Raw genomic sequence first — 16,785 nt, forward strand, 5'->3', positions numbered from 1 at the left:
ATGCAAGGGCCAATTGGGGTATTTGATTCGGGGTACGGAGGGTTGACAATTTTAAAAGAATTGGTCAAGCAATTACCGCAATACGATTATTTGTATTTGGGAGATAACGCGCGTGCTCCTTATGGCACGCGCTCGTTTGATACGGTTTATCATTACACGTTGGAGTGCGTAGAAGCATTGTTTGCCAAGGGATGCCACTTGGTGGTTTTGGCCTGTAATACGGCCTCGGCCAAAGCATTACGGAACATCCAACAACTGGATTTACCACACATTGCGCCCGATAAACGCGTATTGGGCGTCATTCGCCCGACGACGGAAGTAATAGGTACGTTTACGGAGAGTCAGCACATCGGTATCTTTGCCACGGTAGGAACGGTTGCTTCGGAGTCGTATTTGGTAGAAATTGAGAAGTTTTTCCCAAAAGCAAACGTCCACCAAGAAGCGTGTCCTATGTGGGTGCCGTTGATAGAAAATGGAGAATTTGACAGTGACGGTGCCGATTATTTTGTCAAAAAACACATTGAACACTTGCTCGGCCAAGCGCCAAATATAGATGCAGTTTTGCTAGGGTGTACGCATTATCCCTTGTTAATCAAAAAGATACGTCAATTCTTGCCTGCTCATATCCGCATTGTTAACCAAGCAGAAATTGTGGCAGCGAGTTTGGCTGACTACCTTCATCGCCACCCTGAAATAGAAGCAAAATGTGCTAAAAACTCGCAGCGGATCTTTTATACAACCGACTCAACGGAGGCATTTGACCGTCAATCGGCGGTGTTTTTTGGGCAAGAAGTGAAGAGCCTTCACCTTGATTTGGGGAAATAGGAAAAATTAGAAATTAGTACATTGTTAGCTAAGTTTCATTAAAATTTACCCGCAGATGCGCGCAGATTAAATCCACGCAGATGGACGCGGATCAATAACTACATACGTCGCTTCGTCAGCGGCTTTCTGCGGGTAAAAATAAAATTATTTACTTGACTCTTCGTTCGGTACGACAAGACAAAATAACCTATTCTTCGGCCAACGTCCGCGAAAGATTGATGCTATAAATGCCGATGGAAGGAATGGCTGCGGCCAAAATTCCAATCAAAATAGCACCGCCAAACAACCAAATTTCTTCGGTGAGAAGGCTAAAATCAGAGAAAGAATAGTGGTAATCTGACTCGGCAGCGCGGCTGAATAACCACAAACCTAAGCGACTCAACAGCACTCCCGCTATGTAGCCCGCCACGCCAAGCATGATTCCTTCGAGTAAAAGCATCACAAAAAGCTTGGTGCGGGTAGCGCCCATGGAAAGCATCAAGGCCATTTCGTATTTACGTTCTTTCAACGAATTGTAAAGAGAAATAAACACACTCACGCCCGCAATCAAAATGATAATCAGGGCAATAGCGCGCAGGGTGTCGATGCCCACACCGAGCATTGAAAACAAGCGATTGATTTCAAACGCTACCGAAGCGGCCTGCATTTTGGTATTTTCGTTGATAAAACGAGGCAATGCCACCATTCCCATTGGGTTACGGAATTTAATTAACATGCTCGTAATTTCTTGACTTGGGTCGTCGGTTTGGGTAGAGTCGTCACCCATGAGCAAGTTGGTTACATTGGCCCCTTGGCCTGGCGTTTCGGCATGTTCGTGAATGGCCCAAACGCTCGAAATATCAGTCAAAATCAACTGGTCAATCACCGAATTGTTGGTTTCAAAAACCCCCACAACCTTGTATTTTTTGTCGCCATGTACGTCGTCCATGTTGTCGAAACCGTGGCCTCCTGCAAATACATCTCCTACTTTGAGCCCCGTAACGCGCGCTACTTTCGCACCGATGGTTGCTTCCATTGCTTTTTCAAAAAGCCGCCCTTCCGATACATTGGCTTCAAAATGTTTAGGGTATTTGGGATTGGTTCCTACGATGCGAAACGATAGATAATTGTCGCCCATCGACAACGGAATCGCGGTTTTAACCAGCGGATTGCGCATTATTTTTTGCGCTTCGTCGAGCGAAATATTCCCCGTAGGAGAGTCGATTTGGTAAATACTTGACAAAATAAGCTGCAACGGGCTGCCTTTAGCCCCTACAACCATGTCGATACCTTTGATGTTACGGCGAAATTGCTCGTCAAGTTGTTTGTTGAGAAGTAACAACAACGAAATGATACCAATTCCGAGCGTCATGAGTAAGGCACTCAGAAAACTATTGAGCTTTTTGTCTTTGAGATTGGCCCAGCTAATCTTGAAAAGGTTCATCGGTGTATAATCGGATAGAGAAAATGAGTTACCAAAGTTACGGATAGATGCTGTGATAGACGGTATTCGTTGTCGATATTTTATTGAGGCTCGATGTTAGTTGATGTAAGTCAGTTAGTTAGCGTGATATTCATCATACTTAACATTGGAACACAAAGCTACCTTGAGGCATCAGTTCAAACCAATAAACACTTAGCACAATGAAAAAGATATTAGTCCCAACCGATTTTTCTGGTTTTGCCAATAATGCCCTCGAAGTGGCTGCCGATATAGCTTTGAAAACAAATGCCTCGATAATGCTGCTTCACGCCAATGAAAAAATGGTGACAGCTACGCCGTTGGCCGAGTACTATCTGTACGACAAAGCCATTGAGGATGAGTACCTTGATATGGTGAATGAAAGTTTGAAAAAGACCCTCGCTGAGATAGCGGACAACGATAAGTTTGCACGGGTTAAAATAGAAACGGCCGTGATTGGTGGCCCAATGGTCAGTGTAATTGAAGAAGTGGTAAAGGACCACGCCATTGACCTGATTGTGATGGGAACACGCGGTGCTTCGGGCATGGAAGAGTTTTTTATTGGCTCTAATACCGAAAAAGTAATTCGTCGTGCTCCATGTCCTGTGTTGGCTGTGCCTAAAGCGGTGACGTCGTTCAATAAAATTGTGTTTCCCACGACCTTGAAAGAAGACCAGAAAGGGGCATTCAGTGCCTTGGCCGAATTACAAGATATTTTCCACGGAGAAATTACGCTGTTGTACCTCAACAATCCCAGTCATTTGAAAGATAACGCAGCGATTGAAGCGCGTAAAAATGAGTTGTTGAAAGCAACGGCACTCGGAAAAGCAACATTGTTTGTGTCGGATGCCGACGTCTTTAATGAAGAAGAAGCAATTTTGGATTTTGCGCACCAACAAAAAGCCGATTTGATTGTGATGGCTACGCACCAACGCCGCGGATTGGCGCACATGTTCATGGGAAGTATCACGGAAGATACCGTCAATCACTCTGATATTCCTGTGCTTAGCATTAGTATTCGATAGAAGGGGGCAGTGGTTACTCATATCTGTGTCAGTGGTTACTTATAACCACGCCTGAGGTTTCTCACAACCGAGTATCGCAAGGTTTTGAGAAACCTTTTTTTCGGGATGAGAGCATCCCTCAGCACGCTTTTGTGTCAGTGGTTACTTATAACCACGCCCGAGGTTTCTCAAAACCGAGTGTCGCAAGGTTTTGAGAAACCTTATTTCGGGATGAGAGCGTCCCTCAGCACGCTTTTGTGTCAGTGGTTACTTATAACCACGCCTGAGGTTTCTCAAAACCGAGTATCGCAAGGTTTTGAGAAACCTTTTTTTCGGGATGAGAGCATCCCTCAGCACGCTTTTGTGTCAGTGGTTACTTATAACCACGCCTGAGGTTTCTCAAAACTGAGTGTCGCAAGGTTTTGAGAAACCTTATTTCGGGATGAGAGCATCCCTCAGCACGCTTTTGTGCCAGTGGTTACTTATAACCACGCCTGAGGTTTCTCAAAACCGAGTATCGCACGATTTTGAGAAACCTTATTTCGGGATGAGAGCATCCCTCAGCACGCTTTTCAGCACCGTAATTTTTTAAAAAGCCATTCTTTCTCTACTTCTTTCACTTCTGAGGGTTGAAGTGAACCCAATTTTACGTCCTCAATCGACCAACGAACCAACCGCAACGTCGGAAACCCTACGGCGGCCGTCATGCGGCGTACTTGGCGGTTTTTTCCTTCGTGAAGCGTAAGGGCTACCCAACTCGTCGGGATGTTTTGGCGAAATCGTACGGGAGGATTACGTTCAGGCAAAAGCGGTTCATTGACCAGTTGTTGCACTTTAGCGGGCAAGGTCGCGTGTGGTTTTCCATCAATCGAAATCGTTACGCCCGTTTGAAGTTGGTGACAAGCTTCCTCCGAGATTTGCCCATCCACCTGCACAAAATAAGTACGCTGATGCTTAAACTTAGGATTGAGAAGACGGTTGTTAAGGAACGTGTCGTTGGTCAAAAGTAGCAGCCCCTCGCTATCAGCATCAAGGCGACCAACGGGGTATATATCTTTCGGGAAGTCAAACGGTAAATCAGCCAACGTAGGCTTGTCGCCTTCCTTTGAGAACTGCGACATCATTCCGTAGGGCTTATAAATCAGGAAGTAACGGTATTTCATTTAAAAAATCGGCTATCGAACGAGAAGGGAATACTTTCCACCACCTTTATTTCTTGCATCCTTGGGTGATTCGGATTGATGAGGTAATTGAATGACATAGGAACAATCACCGAAGGAATGGCCATTATCAGCGAAGATTGCTGTTTAACCCAGTCGTTCGTAAATTGTTGAGTAGTAGGCGAAGTATAAATGCTATTCCAACCGTGAAAACTTGGCTTTTTGAAGGCGAAAAACGTGCATCATCTAAATGTAAACGCCGTACTCGATGCGTCCTAGGGCAGTTTCTACTACGTTTAAGCCCGTGATTGTGGCCAATAACTGAATCGGGGCTTCTCCATTCATGGTTCGCAAGGGGCGTCGTAACCAGCGCTGAAACTTTTCTCGGCTCTCAAAAACGCTTTCTCCGTATTGAAGAACTTTCTTCAGTTGCAATAACCGATCAGAGGCGCTGGCATCAAGACGAGCGTCTTCTTTGTAGCGATGGTAAGTACGCTCGGACAGGTTTAAAATTCGGGCCATTTCGCGGTCATTGAGGTCATACACATTGGCCAACGCATCGGCGTCGTTTTTAGTAAGACCTTCTCGCGTTTTTTCGATGAGTAAAAAAGGGTCATCGAAGGTCAACAACAGAAAAGACGATTGTTGAGGTTGTGTAATCATGCCTTTGTTATTTGACACAAATATAACTGCAATTTGGCACACTTTTGTTCCTGAGAACCCTAAAACGCTTTATAGGTTCTCAATAATCATAGCCGAAGCGCCACCTCCGCCATTACAAATAGCGGCGAGGCCGTATTTACCTCCTTTTTGCGTGAGTACATTTTGAAGTGTAACGACGATACGTGCACCCGAGCAGCCAAGTGGGTGGCCCAGTGACACCGCTCCGCCAAACACGTTGGTTTGCTCATGCGATATGCCCATTTCTTTCATAAAGGCCATCGTCACGACTGAAAATGCTTCGTTTACTTCAAAATAATCAATATCGCTTATACTCAGTCCTGCTTTTTTGAGGGCTTTCGGTGCGGCAACGGTAGGCGCGGTGGTAAACCATTCGGGTTCGTGCTCGGCATCGGCAAACGACACAATGCGCGCCAACGGAGTGATACCGAGTTCTTTGACTTTGGCTTCGCTCATCAAAATCGTCGCCGCTGCTCCGTCGTTGATGGTAGAAGCATTGGCCGCAGTCACGGTGCCTTCTTTCGTAAAAGCAGCCCGCAACGACGGGATTTTGTCAAATTTTACATTTTTATATTCTTCGTCTTGAGCAAACGTAGTAGGGTCACCTTTTTTCTGGGGAATTTGAACGGGTACTACTTCCTGCTGAAAATTTCCTTCGCTCCAAGCGGCGGCACTTCGTTCGTAAGAAGCAATGGCAAACGCATCTTGCTCTTCGCGACTGAAACCGTATTTGCTGGCGGTAGCATCGGCGCATACGCCCATGGCCATGCCGCCATAGACATCGGTAAGGCCGTCTTTGGCAAGACCGTCGATGAAGGTTCCGTTGCCGTAGCCATAGCCACCAAAACGGGCTTTGTCGAGGTAAAACGGAATTTGAGACATGTTTTCCATTCCTCCCGCAACTACCACATCGGCGTCGCCGAGTAGGATGTCTTGGGCGGCCATCATCATAGCTTTCATGCCCGACGCACACACTTTGTTGACGGTTGTGCAAGTAGCGTTTTTGCTAAGTCCTGCAAAGATAGCTGCTTGGCGCGCAGGCGCTTGGCCGAGATTGGCCGAAACGACATTGCCCATATATACCGCTTGAACTAGGTTGGAATCTATATTAGCTTTGGTAAGTGCCCCGCGGATGGCGGCCGCCCCTAATTGCGTAGCCGAAACCGTTGACAAAGAACCCCCAAAACTTCCGATGGGAGTGCGGGCCGTGGATACTATATAAACCGATTGCATGTCGATGATGAAAATAAATTGGTTTAAGATATAAAGAACCAAAGGTAAAGGTTTTTCGGTTTGTTCAATATGACTCGACCGTATTACTGGCTTGGTGCCATTTTTGTATTCTTTGCTGCTTTTTGTTTTGCCATGAAAGGCATTTTTATCAAGTTAGCTTTCCGTCATGAGATTGATGCGATTTCACTTCTAACACTGCGCATGGGGCTTTCTGTTCCTTTTTATGGACTCATCGCTTGGCGGCTTTCTTCCCAAAAAGACAACGTCCGTTTTACACCCAAACAATGGCTATGGGTGGTTTCGATGGGGATTACGGGCTACTATTTTGCGAGCTATTTCAACTTTTTGGCTTTCCATTACATTACAGCGAGCTTGGAGCGCATTTTATTGTTTATTTATCCAACGTTTGTGTTGTTAATCAATGCTTTTTTTCGGAAAAAGGCGATTACCAAACTTCAAATAGGAGCAGTGGCGCTGACTTATACGGGTATCGTGCTGGCTTTTGCCCAAAATGTAGATTCATCCCAGCAAAAGGACTTGTTTTGGGGTTCTTTTTGGGTGATTATCAGCGGGTTGGTGTATGCGGTTTATTTGGTGGGAAGTGATAAGATTATCTCCCAAATCGGTGCCCAAAAATTCACGGCTTATGCCATGATAGCTGCTACTGTACCGACGGTTATCCATTGTTTTGTGGAAAATGGGCTACACATAGGTCATTACCCGTCGGAAGTTTATTGGATTGGGCTGGTAATGGCGCTTTTTATTACGGTGTTACCCTCCTTCGCTCTGACCGAGGGCATCAAACGAATAGGCTCAGGCAATGCCGCCATTATTGCTAGTATTGGCCCTGTTTTTACCATTTTTGTGGCAACTGTCGTTTTGGGAGAACAAATTTCAGCCCTACAAATTGTCGGCACGTTGCTGGTGTTATTGGGCGTATTTTTGATTGGCTGGAAAGGCAATAAATGGGAATGTCGAGGGTCGAGTGCAGAATGTCGAATGGGGAACATTTTTTATTCGACATTTAAAAAAAGGTAATTTTGGCGGAACGTAATTTTGGTAAAAATGCTCTTTCGTCGATTGTATAAATTCCATGAGCAGGTCAAATCTAGCTGGGTTTGGCTTACGCTTACTTCTTACATCATTACCGCTCTGCTGACCATTGGGTTACATGGTTGGCAACCAGGTCAAAAGGGGGTATTGTTAGATGGCTATCTGACAGCACTGGCGGGGATTTTGACAACCATCGTGGTGACCACTTTCTCGTTTGTGTTTGTGGCCTTGCAGCTGGCTTCCGTACAATTTTCGCCCCGAATTATCCGCTCTTTTTTTGAATACGACCACTTTAGCCGTTTTTTCTTGTGGTCGTTTTTGGCCTGCGTGGGGTACTTGATGGGGCTTCAGTATTTCGGCTGGTCGGAGGCATCGTTGATTTACCCGAAATTTGGCATCGTCGGTAGTTTTTACCTGATTCTGATGGTATTCCCTTTGTTTATTCACCACATTGTTGGCAATATCAATGCCTCCAGCATTACCCAAAATATTGCTCGTCGCACCATTGAAGAAATTGACGAATTGTATGAGCCGCTATCTCCTACCGAAGTGGAGACGGGAAAGGTACGAATCTTAGCCCCCGTAAGTGGTTATTTGGATTCCATTCGCTACGAGGCATTGGAGGCCTTGTTTCCGTTGGAAAAAGAGGTAAAAATGACCGTTCGACCGCACATCGGGAGTTTTGTGATTAAAGGAGGGGTGCTTGCAGACATTGATTGTCCGCCCGCGATGCGCGATTTTTATGCACAGCTGACAAAGCCGATTCAGGGCTGTTTTGTCATTGATAAGTTCCGAAGTTATAAACAGGATATTCCGTTTGGGATTCGCCAATTGGTGGACATTGCCATCAAAGCCATTTCGCCCGCGGTCAATGACCCAACGACGGCCCTCAATTGTATCGACTACCTTGGTTCGATTATCCAACGGGCTGCGCAAAGCGAAGCAAATTCGCGGGAAGCTAAGCTGTTGGCCCAAAAGAACATTCACATACGAGAGTTTAGCTTTGAGCAATTGGTGGATTTGGCGTTTGACCAAATCTATTTTTGGGGAAAGGAAGATTATATCGTCGTACGGCATTTACTGAAAACCATCACGAATTTGCTACCTTTTATGCCTTCGGAAGACAAGCTAAATGTGTTGTTTCGACAGGTAGAAGACTTTGAATTACAGTACCTTCACGATGAAGAACAAAAAGGGAAATTAACCGCAACTTTTCCCCGAAAAGAACACCGCAATAGCCTCCGCGACCATTTGGCCGAATTTTACGAAGGGGCTTTAGAAGCAATCGGTGAAAAAACACCTACTTCAGTGGTACTTTCTAGGAAACAAGCACAATTCCGTAGTTCATTAAAAGCAGTAGCCAAATGCTATGAATGAGAATGTCGAGTGCAGAGTGCAGAATGTCGAATGGGGTATTTCTTATTCGACATTCTGCACTCTGCATTCGACATTCGGATTGTCAGCAACCTTCAACACATTTATTGGCTCCAGCTCGTAGGCGTGCGGTCCCAGCGGTGGCCTTTGAGGGCGTCAATCAGGTCGGCAGATAGTTTTTGTCCGTCCGAAGTAGCAATGTTAGCCTCGACATTTCTAAGTTTTCGCATCCCAGGAATGGTCGTTGCCACGTCCGAGTTGTTTAAAATGAACCGTAAAGCCATTTCGGGCATATTCATCCCACTAGGAATCAACGGGCGAAGTGCGTCGGCGTGCTCTACGCTCGAAATCAAGTTTTCGGGTACAAAATACGTACTACGCCAGTCGTTTTCGGGAAAAGTTGTTTCTTTGGTAAACGTCCCTGTGAGCGTTCCTTCGTCAAACGGCACCCGCGCAATCACGGCCACGTCCAGCTCACGGCAAAGGGGGAAAAGATTATCTTCGGGCGCTTGGTCGAAAATATTGTAAATGACCTGAACGGCCGAAATCAAGCCTGTGCGAAGGGTGTTCAATACATTATCAGGTTCCCAGCGATTGACACTAATCCCCCAGTGTTGTACTTTGCCTTCACGCGTGAGTTGTTCAATCGCCTTTTGCCATTCTTCGTGTTGTGCCCATTGGTCTTCCCATACGTGAAACTGTTGTAAATCAATGGTTTCAATACCAAGGTTTTTGAGGCTTTTTTCGGTGTATTCCACAATGTGCGACGCAGGAAAGCACTCTTCCAAGCTGTATTCGGGCTTCGACGGCCATTTAAAATTCTTGGGAGGGATTTTGGTGGCCACGTACAATCGCTTGTCGGCGTGACGTTTTACGAGCTGGCCAAGCACTTGTTCGCTTTGTCCTGCTCCGTAGCCCCATGCCGTGTCAAAAAAGTTGCAGCCCAATTCCACCGAGCGGTCGAGGGCGGTGGTGTATTCGTTTTCTTCGGAGCCAGTCCAGCCTGCCAAGCCCCACATTCCGTAGCCGATTTCGCTTACTTGCCAATCGGTTCTTCCAAATCTTCGGTAGTGCATTTGTGTTGGTACGATTTTTTCAGCTAAAAGTAGTGTATATTGTCGTGTTACTTTCCAACAGTCATGCCGTTTCCGAAATTTCTTAAAATAGGGCTTTACATTTTGGGCACTTTTGCGGTACTCGCAGGCGGGGTGTTGACGTGGGCATACCAGTACCGCGACGATGTATTTCAGTACTTACTCAAAGAAGCCAATGCCCGCATCCGTGGGACGGTGACGGCCCGTAAACTTGATTTTACTCCTTTTGCAGGCGGTTTTGGCTTGTCGTTTACGCTTTTTGACATTCATTTGCGCGACAGTGCCTACGCAATTCACCACAAAGAACTATTGGCGTTGGAACGGCTGACGGTTCACATCGACCTGCGGCAACTGCTTCGTAAGCAATTGCAAATCAATTCAGTAATGGTTGACAAAGGAAAGCTATCGGTTTTTGTGGACAAAAACGGGTACAGCAATTTGCAGGCAGTTGCTCCCAAAGATTCTTCATCGACCCAAGATACAACCACCAGCGCGGAGGGTTCGTTGGGGAAAGAGTTACTCAAAAGTCTTCGTCAAGTAAAGGTGAAGGAAATGGAAGTGCATTTGCAAGATTCGTTGAAAGGAAAAGACATTCATTTTTGTTTGGAAAAAATAACCAACGACCTCGAACGCACCGATACCTGTTTGTGGGTACACCTGCGGGGAAAAACGCAGTTTCGCCAGTTGACTTTTAACCTGAATCGGGGAGGTTTTCTGGAAAATAAAGCGACAGAACTCGACTTACATTTGTCGTACGACCTCCACCGACGCGTGGGTATCGGCCCTTCTGAAGTGTTGGTCGAGCAAGATACGTTTCGATTACGGGGCAGTTTTGATTTTAAAGACGAAGGTCGGGTACAATTGTTTGTCAGTACTGACACCATCGCCGCGCCGAGGGCTTTGTCGATTTTACCGCGACGATTGGCCAAACGTATCGCCAAACATAAAGTACTGCCCGTTGTCAAAGCCGAAGTGAGTGTCGATGGGCCACTGAGAACTGGTGCCGATCCTCATATTGAAGTGGAGGTGCAGACCCAAACGTTTTTGTACAAAAGTGCGATTGGGCCACTTTCGCAGACAGTGGGACGCGCCCATTTTACCAACCGCGCCGATACGTCGTTGCCCGTTAGCAATCAGAACTCTCGTTTGGTTGCCCCCCACGTGAGTGGGCTGTTGTACGGAGTTATTCCCATGAATTTGTCGTTTACCATTACTGATTTTGACGACCCATTTTTACACATGGAGGGCAATACCAAAGCCAATGTGGCTCGGTGTAAGGCGCTTTTTGACCCCAATCAGGTTCAGCCTAAATCGGGGAATGTTGTGGTGAATTTTTGTTATAAAGGTAAAATTTCACCCATTTTTGACCCGAAAACCAACCGCCTAAACGGTAAACTTGACGGAAATGCCAAGCTAGAAAAGGTGGCGTTTTTATACACACCCCAGCAAATAGATATTCAGCGTGTAGATGGCTTCGTGCGGTTTGCGGAAGACAAAGCGGATTTAACCTATTTGCACGTATATCACCAAAAAAATCAAGTGCGGGTGAGTGGCAATGTGACAGGACTAACCCCCTATGCCTTTGGAACAACGGCCTCGGTGAAAGCAAATGTCTCGATTTTTGCGCCTGATTTGGGCTTAGACTGGATCCGAAATTACCGCCCAACTCCCCAAAAAAACACCAAAAAGCAATTGACGGATATTACCTCGAAGTTTATTCAAAATTTGGATTTAAAAGTTCATTTGGCGGCTCGACGGGTGCATTATCGGAAGTTTGAGGCGCAGGGAGTGAGCGGGAGGGTATATATGACTCGCCAAGCTATCCGTTGTGAAGACGTAAAAATGCACGCTTTTGGGGGCGATTTTCGGGTGACGGGCGGTATTGAGCAGTTCGATTTGCCGACCCATCGGTTGTATGCCAAAGGAAACGTAGCCAATGCCGACGTACAAAAGGTATTTTATGCGTTTGAAAACTTTGGACAACAAACCGTTTCTGACCAAAACTTGAGCGGAACGCTGAGCACGGACTTTACGTATAGTACCCAATTAGACAAGGAGTTCCAGTTGTTGCCTAAAACCATGAAAGGGCAATTGAGTTTTAAATTGATCAATGGCCAACTCAACTATTTTAAGCCACTCTTACGCATTCAAAAAGTACTTTTTAAGCGCCGTAATTTTCAAAAAATTCAGTTTGAGGGTCTTAAAAATGAGTTTGTTCTTCAAGGCCAAGAGTTGTCGATGAATCAAATGAAGGTAGCATCTAGTGTATTGACTTTTTTTGTGGGAGGAACGTACAGTTTTGGCGATAAAACGGATTTGTTGGTACACATTCCTTTAAATAACCTCAAGCGTAATCCAGAAGAAGAAGAACTTGAAACGTTGGATGGAAACAATTTGCTCATTCGGGCGGTGGATGAGCGGGGCGAAATCCGACTCAAGTATGACATGGATTGGCGCAAAAAAACACATAGGTAATGGGGGTTGTATTAACAATTTCTTAATATATAGGATGGGCTTGCCAATTGGGCTTTTTGTTCGTTTTCTGCCAATACACATTGCGCCTAAAGGTTATTGTCTTTCTTAAAAAGAGCATTTCTGCTTTTTTATTTTGATGTAAAAGTTTGATTGCCAAGTGATTGATGTTTTTGTTTCTTGCCTTTTGAAATAATATCCTGTACAAGATGGAGGTGCCCAATCACTGCAAAAAGCAGAGGGAATTGCTACAAAACATAATATAAAATTAATGATTTGGTAATAAACTTAATAATGTAGCAACATTTGGGAAACAGTAATTTTGCGCTGACAATTAACCCAAGACACCAATACAACTCTGACATCTGGAAATGAAAAAGTACTTAGGAAGCGCTGCTTTCTTGGTGGGGCTATGCCTTGGCCAATCGTCTTATTCTCAGGTAGAAAAGCCCAAAGAAAGTACAGGGCTGAAACTAGATTTAGCAAAAAAATGGTTTGAACGGATTAGCCTTCGCGGTTATGCGCAGGTTCGTTACAATCGCCTTTTTGAAACTAATTCTAAGTTGAAATGTGAACAGTGCGACAGATCATGGGGCGAAAACGGCGGCTTTTTTGTGCGTCGCGGGCGGCTCATTTTTTCGGGCGATGTTTCCGACCGTTTGTACATCTACGTGCAGCCTGATTTTGCTTCTAACGTAAGCAATTCATTTCAACACAGTTTTCAGATTCGGGATGCGTATTTTGATTTAGCAGTGGATTCCAAAAAGGAATTTCGTTTTCGGGTCGGACAGAGTAAAGTCCCTTACGGATTTGAAAACATGCAATCTTCGCAAAATCGCCTTTCGCTTGATCGGGTTGATGCCCTCAATAGTTCGGTGGCCAACGAACGCGATTTGGGTGTGATGTTTTATTGGGCCAATGCCAACATCCGAGAACGTTTTGCCTTCTTGGTAAAATCAGGCTTAAAAGGCAGCGGCGACTATGGCATTTTTGGGTTGGGTGTTTACAATGGTCAAACCGCCAATAAAGCCGAAGTCAACAATAACTCCCACGTTGTGGCCCGCCTCACTTATCCTTTTAAATTCAAAAATGGCCAGTACGTGGAGGCTAGTCTTCAGGGATATACGGGGAAATACACCATTGAAAAAGATGCTGCCAATAAAGGTACCCAAACGTTGTTTGATGACCGTCGAGCAGCAGCTTCATTAGTTGTTTATCCTCAGCCTTTTGGCTTTCAGGCAGAGTACAACGTAGGCAAAGGGCCAGAGTTTGACCCCACTACCATGACGACCCAACAGAAAAAACTTTGGGGAGGCTATGCGCAAGTGATGTACCGTTATAAGAGCCTGAATCATCAGTTGATGCCTTTTGCTAAGTATCAATATTATCATGGCGGAAAGAAACAAGAGATAGATGCCCGCCGCTATATCGTAAATGACATAGAGCTGGGAGTAGAGTGGCAATGGAAAGACTATTTTGAGCTAACGGCGCTTTATGCCATATCAGACCGCGTATTTGAAGACAGTAAATTACCCCAAAATCACCAGAAGGGGAGCTTGTTGCGGCTTCAGGCACAGTTTAACTTTTAGCCATTACGTAACAATTTCTTAACATTGGAGGCTACGTCGCGTTTTAGTCTCTGCACTTTTTTAGGTTAAGCTTTCGTCTTTACTTTTTTATAAGTGGCACAAAAAGGGAGATAATCTCCTTCCTTTTTGTGCTTTTTTGTTTGTTAAAATATTGATAATCAATAATTTTGTGGATGGTTCGGGTTTCTTGCGTCATTTTTTTTAGAAAAAAGTTCGGGAGAAGTGTCTCAAAGTAAATACAACTCGCTGAAAACCTGACCTTTGAAAAATTAACACAAAATTAATGATTTGGTAACAAATGAAATTTTACAACATCCCTGCACTGACACCACTTTTGAATCGAAAATTGACCAAAAACAGCAATAAAATTCTGACATCGCCCTCAAAAAGAGACTGCTAAGTAAGAAACTTCGAGCTTGTGGTGCTTGAATTTAACAATTTGGTAATACTCGACACATACTTACTACACACTCTCATTCTTAATTTTGCACATCATTCAATGACATCAATTCGTTGTTTGCTGTTCTGTACGTCAGGACACATTTTTTTACCGAACAGAACTTTCATTCTAAATTTTATCGGGGCGCTTTTGCTTATTATGGTTTCTACCTCCTTGCCATCAGTCTCACAAAGCCCACGACGCTATTATCACATTGCGAATGGTTGGACAGATGTGAACATCTCGGGGAAAATCGCGGGAAAATTTTCTTGGCAGTTAGAAAACCAGCACCGTCGTCAGGATATGCAAGGAGCATATAAATCAGAAACGACCACGGGCAACCCCTACAATAACCTCAATCAGCACGTTTTTCGCCCCTTTATTCATTACCAAGTCAATCCCAACGTTCGAGTATCGTTGATGCCCTTCGGATGGATTGGTTCCAATCGTTTTGCGGAAGGAAAGCCGTTTGCATTTTTCTCTGAATTGCGCGTGTCGCCGCAAATCATTCTTACCCAAAACTTAGGACGCCTTCGGGTAGATCACCGTTTTCGCTACGAGTTTCGTTGGCTTGGCAAAAACCAAGCACTGAACGACAAATCGTTTGTGTATGGCGGCGACTTTTCGGAAACGAATTACCGCGAGCGTTTTCGCTACCAAGCCAAGTTGACCTTGCCGCTTAATAAAGCCCAAATGGGAGACAAAACCCTTTATGCACAAGCGTACAATGAGCTTTTCTTGAACATGGGAAAGAATATCAGCAACCTAAATTTGTTTGACCAAAATCGTGTGTTGGCTGGCTTGGGGTATCGCCTCAATCACCATTATAGTGTGGAAGCATCGTACATGCAGCAAACCATTTTTAGATTTAACAATACCGACAAGAATAACGTCGATTTAAATAATATTTTGCAACTGAACTTTGTACTGTCCAATGTGGAGTCGCTTTTTAAAAAGAAGGCGTCTCATTAATTCACTTTTATTTCTAAAATCATGTTTGGCTTAGAGACTGACATCTTCATCCTCCTGTTTATCTGTATCTTGTGCGCTTGTGCATTTGAGTTTGTGAATGGTTTTCACGACACTGCCAACGCCGTAGCTACCGTTATTTATACCAACTCACTCAAGCCAACAACGGCGGTCGTGTGGTCGGGATTTTGTAACTTTTTAGGGGTAATCTTAGGAGGGATTGCCGTGGCGATGGGTATCGTCAACTTGCTGCCCGTGGAACTACTGATAGATCAAAATATCTACCATAGCATTGCCATGGTGTTAGCGCTGCTATTGAGTGCGATCATCTGGAACTTTGGTACGTGGTATTTTGGCTTGCCAGCATCCAGCTCGCACACCTTGATTGGGTCGATTTTGGGAGTTGGTTTGGCGTTTTCGATGATGCCCGAGGCGGCCGACGGCGCAGGGGTTAACTGGACGAAAGCGACCGAAATCTTCGCTTCTTTGTTGCTTTCTCCGTTGGTGGGTTTCAGCTTGGCGGTGGTGTTGATGTTTGCATTGCGCCGTGCACTTAATAAAGAAGCGCGTGAACAAGTATTTAGCGAACCCAAGAAAACCCAAGAACCTCCAACTTGGATTCGTGCAATTTTGATTTTGACTTGTACGGGCGTGAGCTTTTTTCACGGAAACAACGATGGCCAAAAAGGCGTCGGTTTGGTGATGTTGATTTTGATTGGGGTCGTGCCTGCTTACTTTTCGTTGAACGACCAGATTGACCCACGCATGGTAAAAGATAACTTGGTGGCGATTGAGCAAACGGTGAGTAAAATTGACACCACACTGCTTGGTATTGAAGACAAAAAGCGTTTGGCAAAAGTCAACGGTAGCACCGAAGATTTGATGAAAGTGATTAGCGCTGCCGACTCAGCGGGACATATCGAACCCAATGCACGCCTAGAAGCGCGTCGTGATATTTTGGTGATTAACAGCAGTTTGAAGAAATTGATGGACAGCGAGTCGGTGAGCATGAGCGACCAAGACAAGAAAATCATCAAAGAAAACACGGACGACAAAAAAGGACTCCGCCGTTTGACAGATTACGCACCTTTTTGGGTGGTATTGATGATTTCGTTGTCGTTGGGCTTGGGAACGATGGTCGGTTGGAAGCGTATTGTCGTGACAGTAGGCGAAAAAATCGGTAAGTCGCACTTGACGTATGCCCAAGGTGCTTCGGCTGAATTGGTGGCCAGTATGGGAATCGGGATTGCTTCGGGCTTTGGATTGCCAGTAAGTACGACCCACATGCTTTCGTCGGGGATTGCGGGTACGATGGTGGCTAGCAAAGGGATTAAAAACCTCCAAGCCAAAACCGTGCGTAATATCTTGATGGCTTGGGTGCTTACTTTGCCTGTCTCGATTTTCTTGTCATTTACCTTGTATGTCTTTTTCCGTTGGATTTTCTAAGCTAA

The 16,785-nt window shown here is 45.1% G+C and carries 15 protein-coding genes; 9 read left to right on the forward strand and 6 right to left on the reverse strand.

Going from position 1 to position 16,785, the window contains the following annotated elements; genetic code table 11:
* Complete coding sequence (murI, locus tag AC23N5_RS16720; RefSeq protein WP_487756454.1) at positions 1 to 825, forward strand: glutamate racemase; 825 nt, start codon at positions 1 to 3, stop codon at positions 823 to 825.
* A gap of 187 nt (positions 826 to 1,012) precedes the next feature.
* Here murI and AC23N5_RS16725 read toward each other — a convergent pair whose 3' ends face one another.
* Complete coding sequence (locus tag AC23N5_RS16725) at positions 1,013 to 2,248, reverse strand: ABC transporter permease (protein WP_487756455.1); 1,236 nt, start codon at positions 2,246 to 2,248, stop codon at positions 1,013 to 1,015.
* A gap of 200 nt (positions 2,249 to 2,448) precedes the next feature.
* On the opposite strand from AC23N5_RS16725, the gene AC23N5_RS16730 reads away from it, so the two are divergent.
* Both AC23N5_RS16730 and AC23N5_RS16735 read left to right on the forward strand, forming a co-directional pair.
* Positions 2,449 to 3,291: a universal stress protein gene (locus tag AC23N5_RS16730; protein ID WP_183974801.1), complete on the forward strand. Its 843-nt coding sequence runs from the start codon at positions 2,449 to 2,451 to the stop codon at positions 3,289 to 3,291.
* A 105-nt stretch (positions 3,292 to 3,396) separates the two neighbouring features.
* Positions 3,397 to 3,663 carry a hypothetical protein gene (locus AC23N5_RS16735; RefSeq protein ID WP_487756456.1) on the forward strand — a complete coding sequence of 89 codons (267 nt, stop codon included), beginning with the start codon at positions 3,397 to 3,399 and terminating at the stop codon, positions 3,661 to 3,663.
* Between the two features lie 179 nt (positions 3,664 to 3,842).
* Here AC23N5_RS16735 and AC23N5_RS16740 read toward each other — a convergent pair whose 3' ends face one another.
* The 4 genes from AC23N5_RS16740 to AC23N5_RS16755 all read right to left on the reverse strand — a co-directional run bounded on the left by AC23N5_RS16740 (position 3,843) and on the right by AC23N5_RS16755 (position 6,344).
* The gene (locus tag AC23N5_RS16740) at positions 3,843 to 4,433 is read right to left on the reverse strand and encodes a pseudouridine synthase (protein ID WP_487756457.1); all 591 of its coding nucleotides are present in this window, start codon (positions 4,431 to 4,433) and stop codon (positions 3,843 to 3,845) included.
* Positions 4,430 to 4,624: an RES family NAD+ phosphorylase gene (locus AC23N5_RS16745; protein WP_487756484.1), complete on the reverse strand. Its 195-nt coding sequence runs from the start codon at positions 4,622 to 4,624 to the stop codon at positions 4,430 to 4,432. Before AC23N5_RS16745 ends, AC23N5_RS16740 begins: the two co-directional genes overlap by 4 nt.
* Positions 4,625 to 4,676: 52 nt before the next feature.
* Complete coding sequence (gene parS / locus AC23N5_RS16750) at positions 4,677 to 5,093, reverse strand: type II RES/Xre toxin-antitoxin system antitoxin (protein ID WP_487756458.1); 417 nt, start codon at positions 5,091 to 5,093, stop codon at positions 4,677 to 4,679.
* Between the two features lie 69 nt (positions 5,094 to 5,162).
* The gene (locus AC23N5_RS16755; protein WP_487756485.1) at positions 5,163 to 6,344 is read right to left on the reverse strand and encodes a thiolase family protein; all 1,182 of its coding nucleotides are present in this window, start codon (positions 6,342 to 6,344) and stop codon (positions 5,163 to 5,165) included.
* A 69-nt stretch (positions 6,345 to 6,413) separates the two neighbouring features.
* Between AC23N5_RS16755 and AC23N5_RS16760 the strand changes: the two genes are divergently transcribed.
* Positions 6,414 to 7,382 carry a DMT family transporter gene (locus AC23N5_RS16760; protein WP_487756459.1) on the forward strand — a complete coding sequence of 323 codons (969 nt, stop codon included), beginning with the start codon at positions 6,414 to 6,416 and terminating at the stop codon, positions 7,380 to 7,382.
* Positions 7,383 to 7,409: 27 nt separating this feature from the next.
* Positions 7,410 to 8,774, forward strand: a complete 1,365-nt coding sequence (locus AC23N5_RS16765) for a DUF2254 domain-containing protein (RefSeq protein ID WP_487756460.1) — start codon at positions 7,410 to 7,412, stop codon at positions 8,772 to 8,774.
* Between the two features lie 101 nt (positions 8,775 to 8,875).
* Here the strand turns inward: AC23N5_RS16765 and AC23N5_RS16770 are convergent, their stop codons facing one another.
* Positions 8,876 to 9,847, reverse strand: a complete 972-nt coding sequence (locus AC23N5_RS16770; RefSeq protein ID WP_487756461.1) for an aldo/keto reductase — start codon at positions 9,845 to 9,847, stop codon at positions 8,876 to 8,878.
* Between the two features lie 63 nt (positions 9,848 to 9,910).
* Here AC23N5_RS16770 and AC23N5_RS16775 point away from each other — a divergent pair, with 63 nt between their 5' ends.
* The 4 genes from AC23N5_RS16775 to AC23N5_RS16790 all read left to right on the forward strand — a co-directional run bounded on the left by AC23N5_RS16775 (position 9,911) and on the right by AC23N5_RS16790 (position 16,780).
* A complete protein-coding gene (locus AC23N5_RS16775; protein ID WP_487756462.1) occupies positions 9,911 to 12,340 on the forward strand; it encodes an AsmA family protein in 2,430 nt (809 codons plus the stop codon).
* 368 nt (positions 12,341 to 12,708) lie between these two features.
* Positions 12,709 to 13,926, forward strand: coding sequence for a porin (locus AC23N5_RS16780; RefSeq protein WP_487756463.1), 1,218 nt, complete (start codon positions 12,709 to 12,711; stop codon positions 13,924 to 13,926).
* Positions 13,927 to 14,524: 598 nt separating this feature from the next.
* A complete protein-coding gene (locus tag AC23N5_RS16785; RefSeq protein ID WP_487756464.1) occupies positions 14,525 to 15,337 on the forward strand; it encodes a DUF2490 domain-containing protein in 813 nt (270 codons plus the stop codon).
* Positions 15,338 to 15,358: 21 nt separating this feature from the next.
* Entirely contained in the window at positions 15,359 to 16,780 is a 1,422-nt protein-coding gene (locus tag AC23N5_RS16790; RefSeq protein ID WP_487756465.1) for an inorganic phosphate transporter, read from the forward strand.
* Positions 16,781 to 16,785 lie beyond the last annotated feature (5 nt).

Source organism: Runella sp. R5_40, assembly GCF_057652295.1.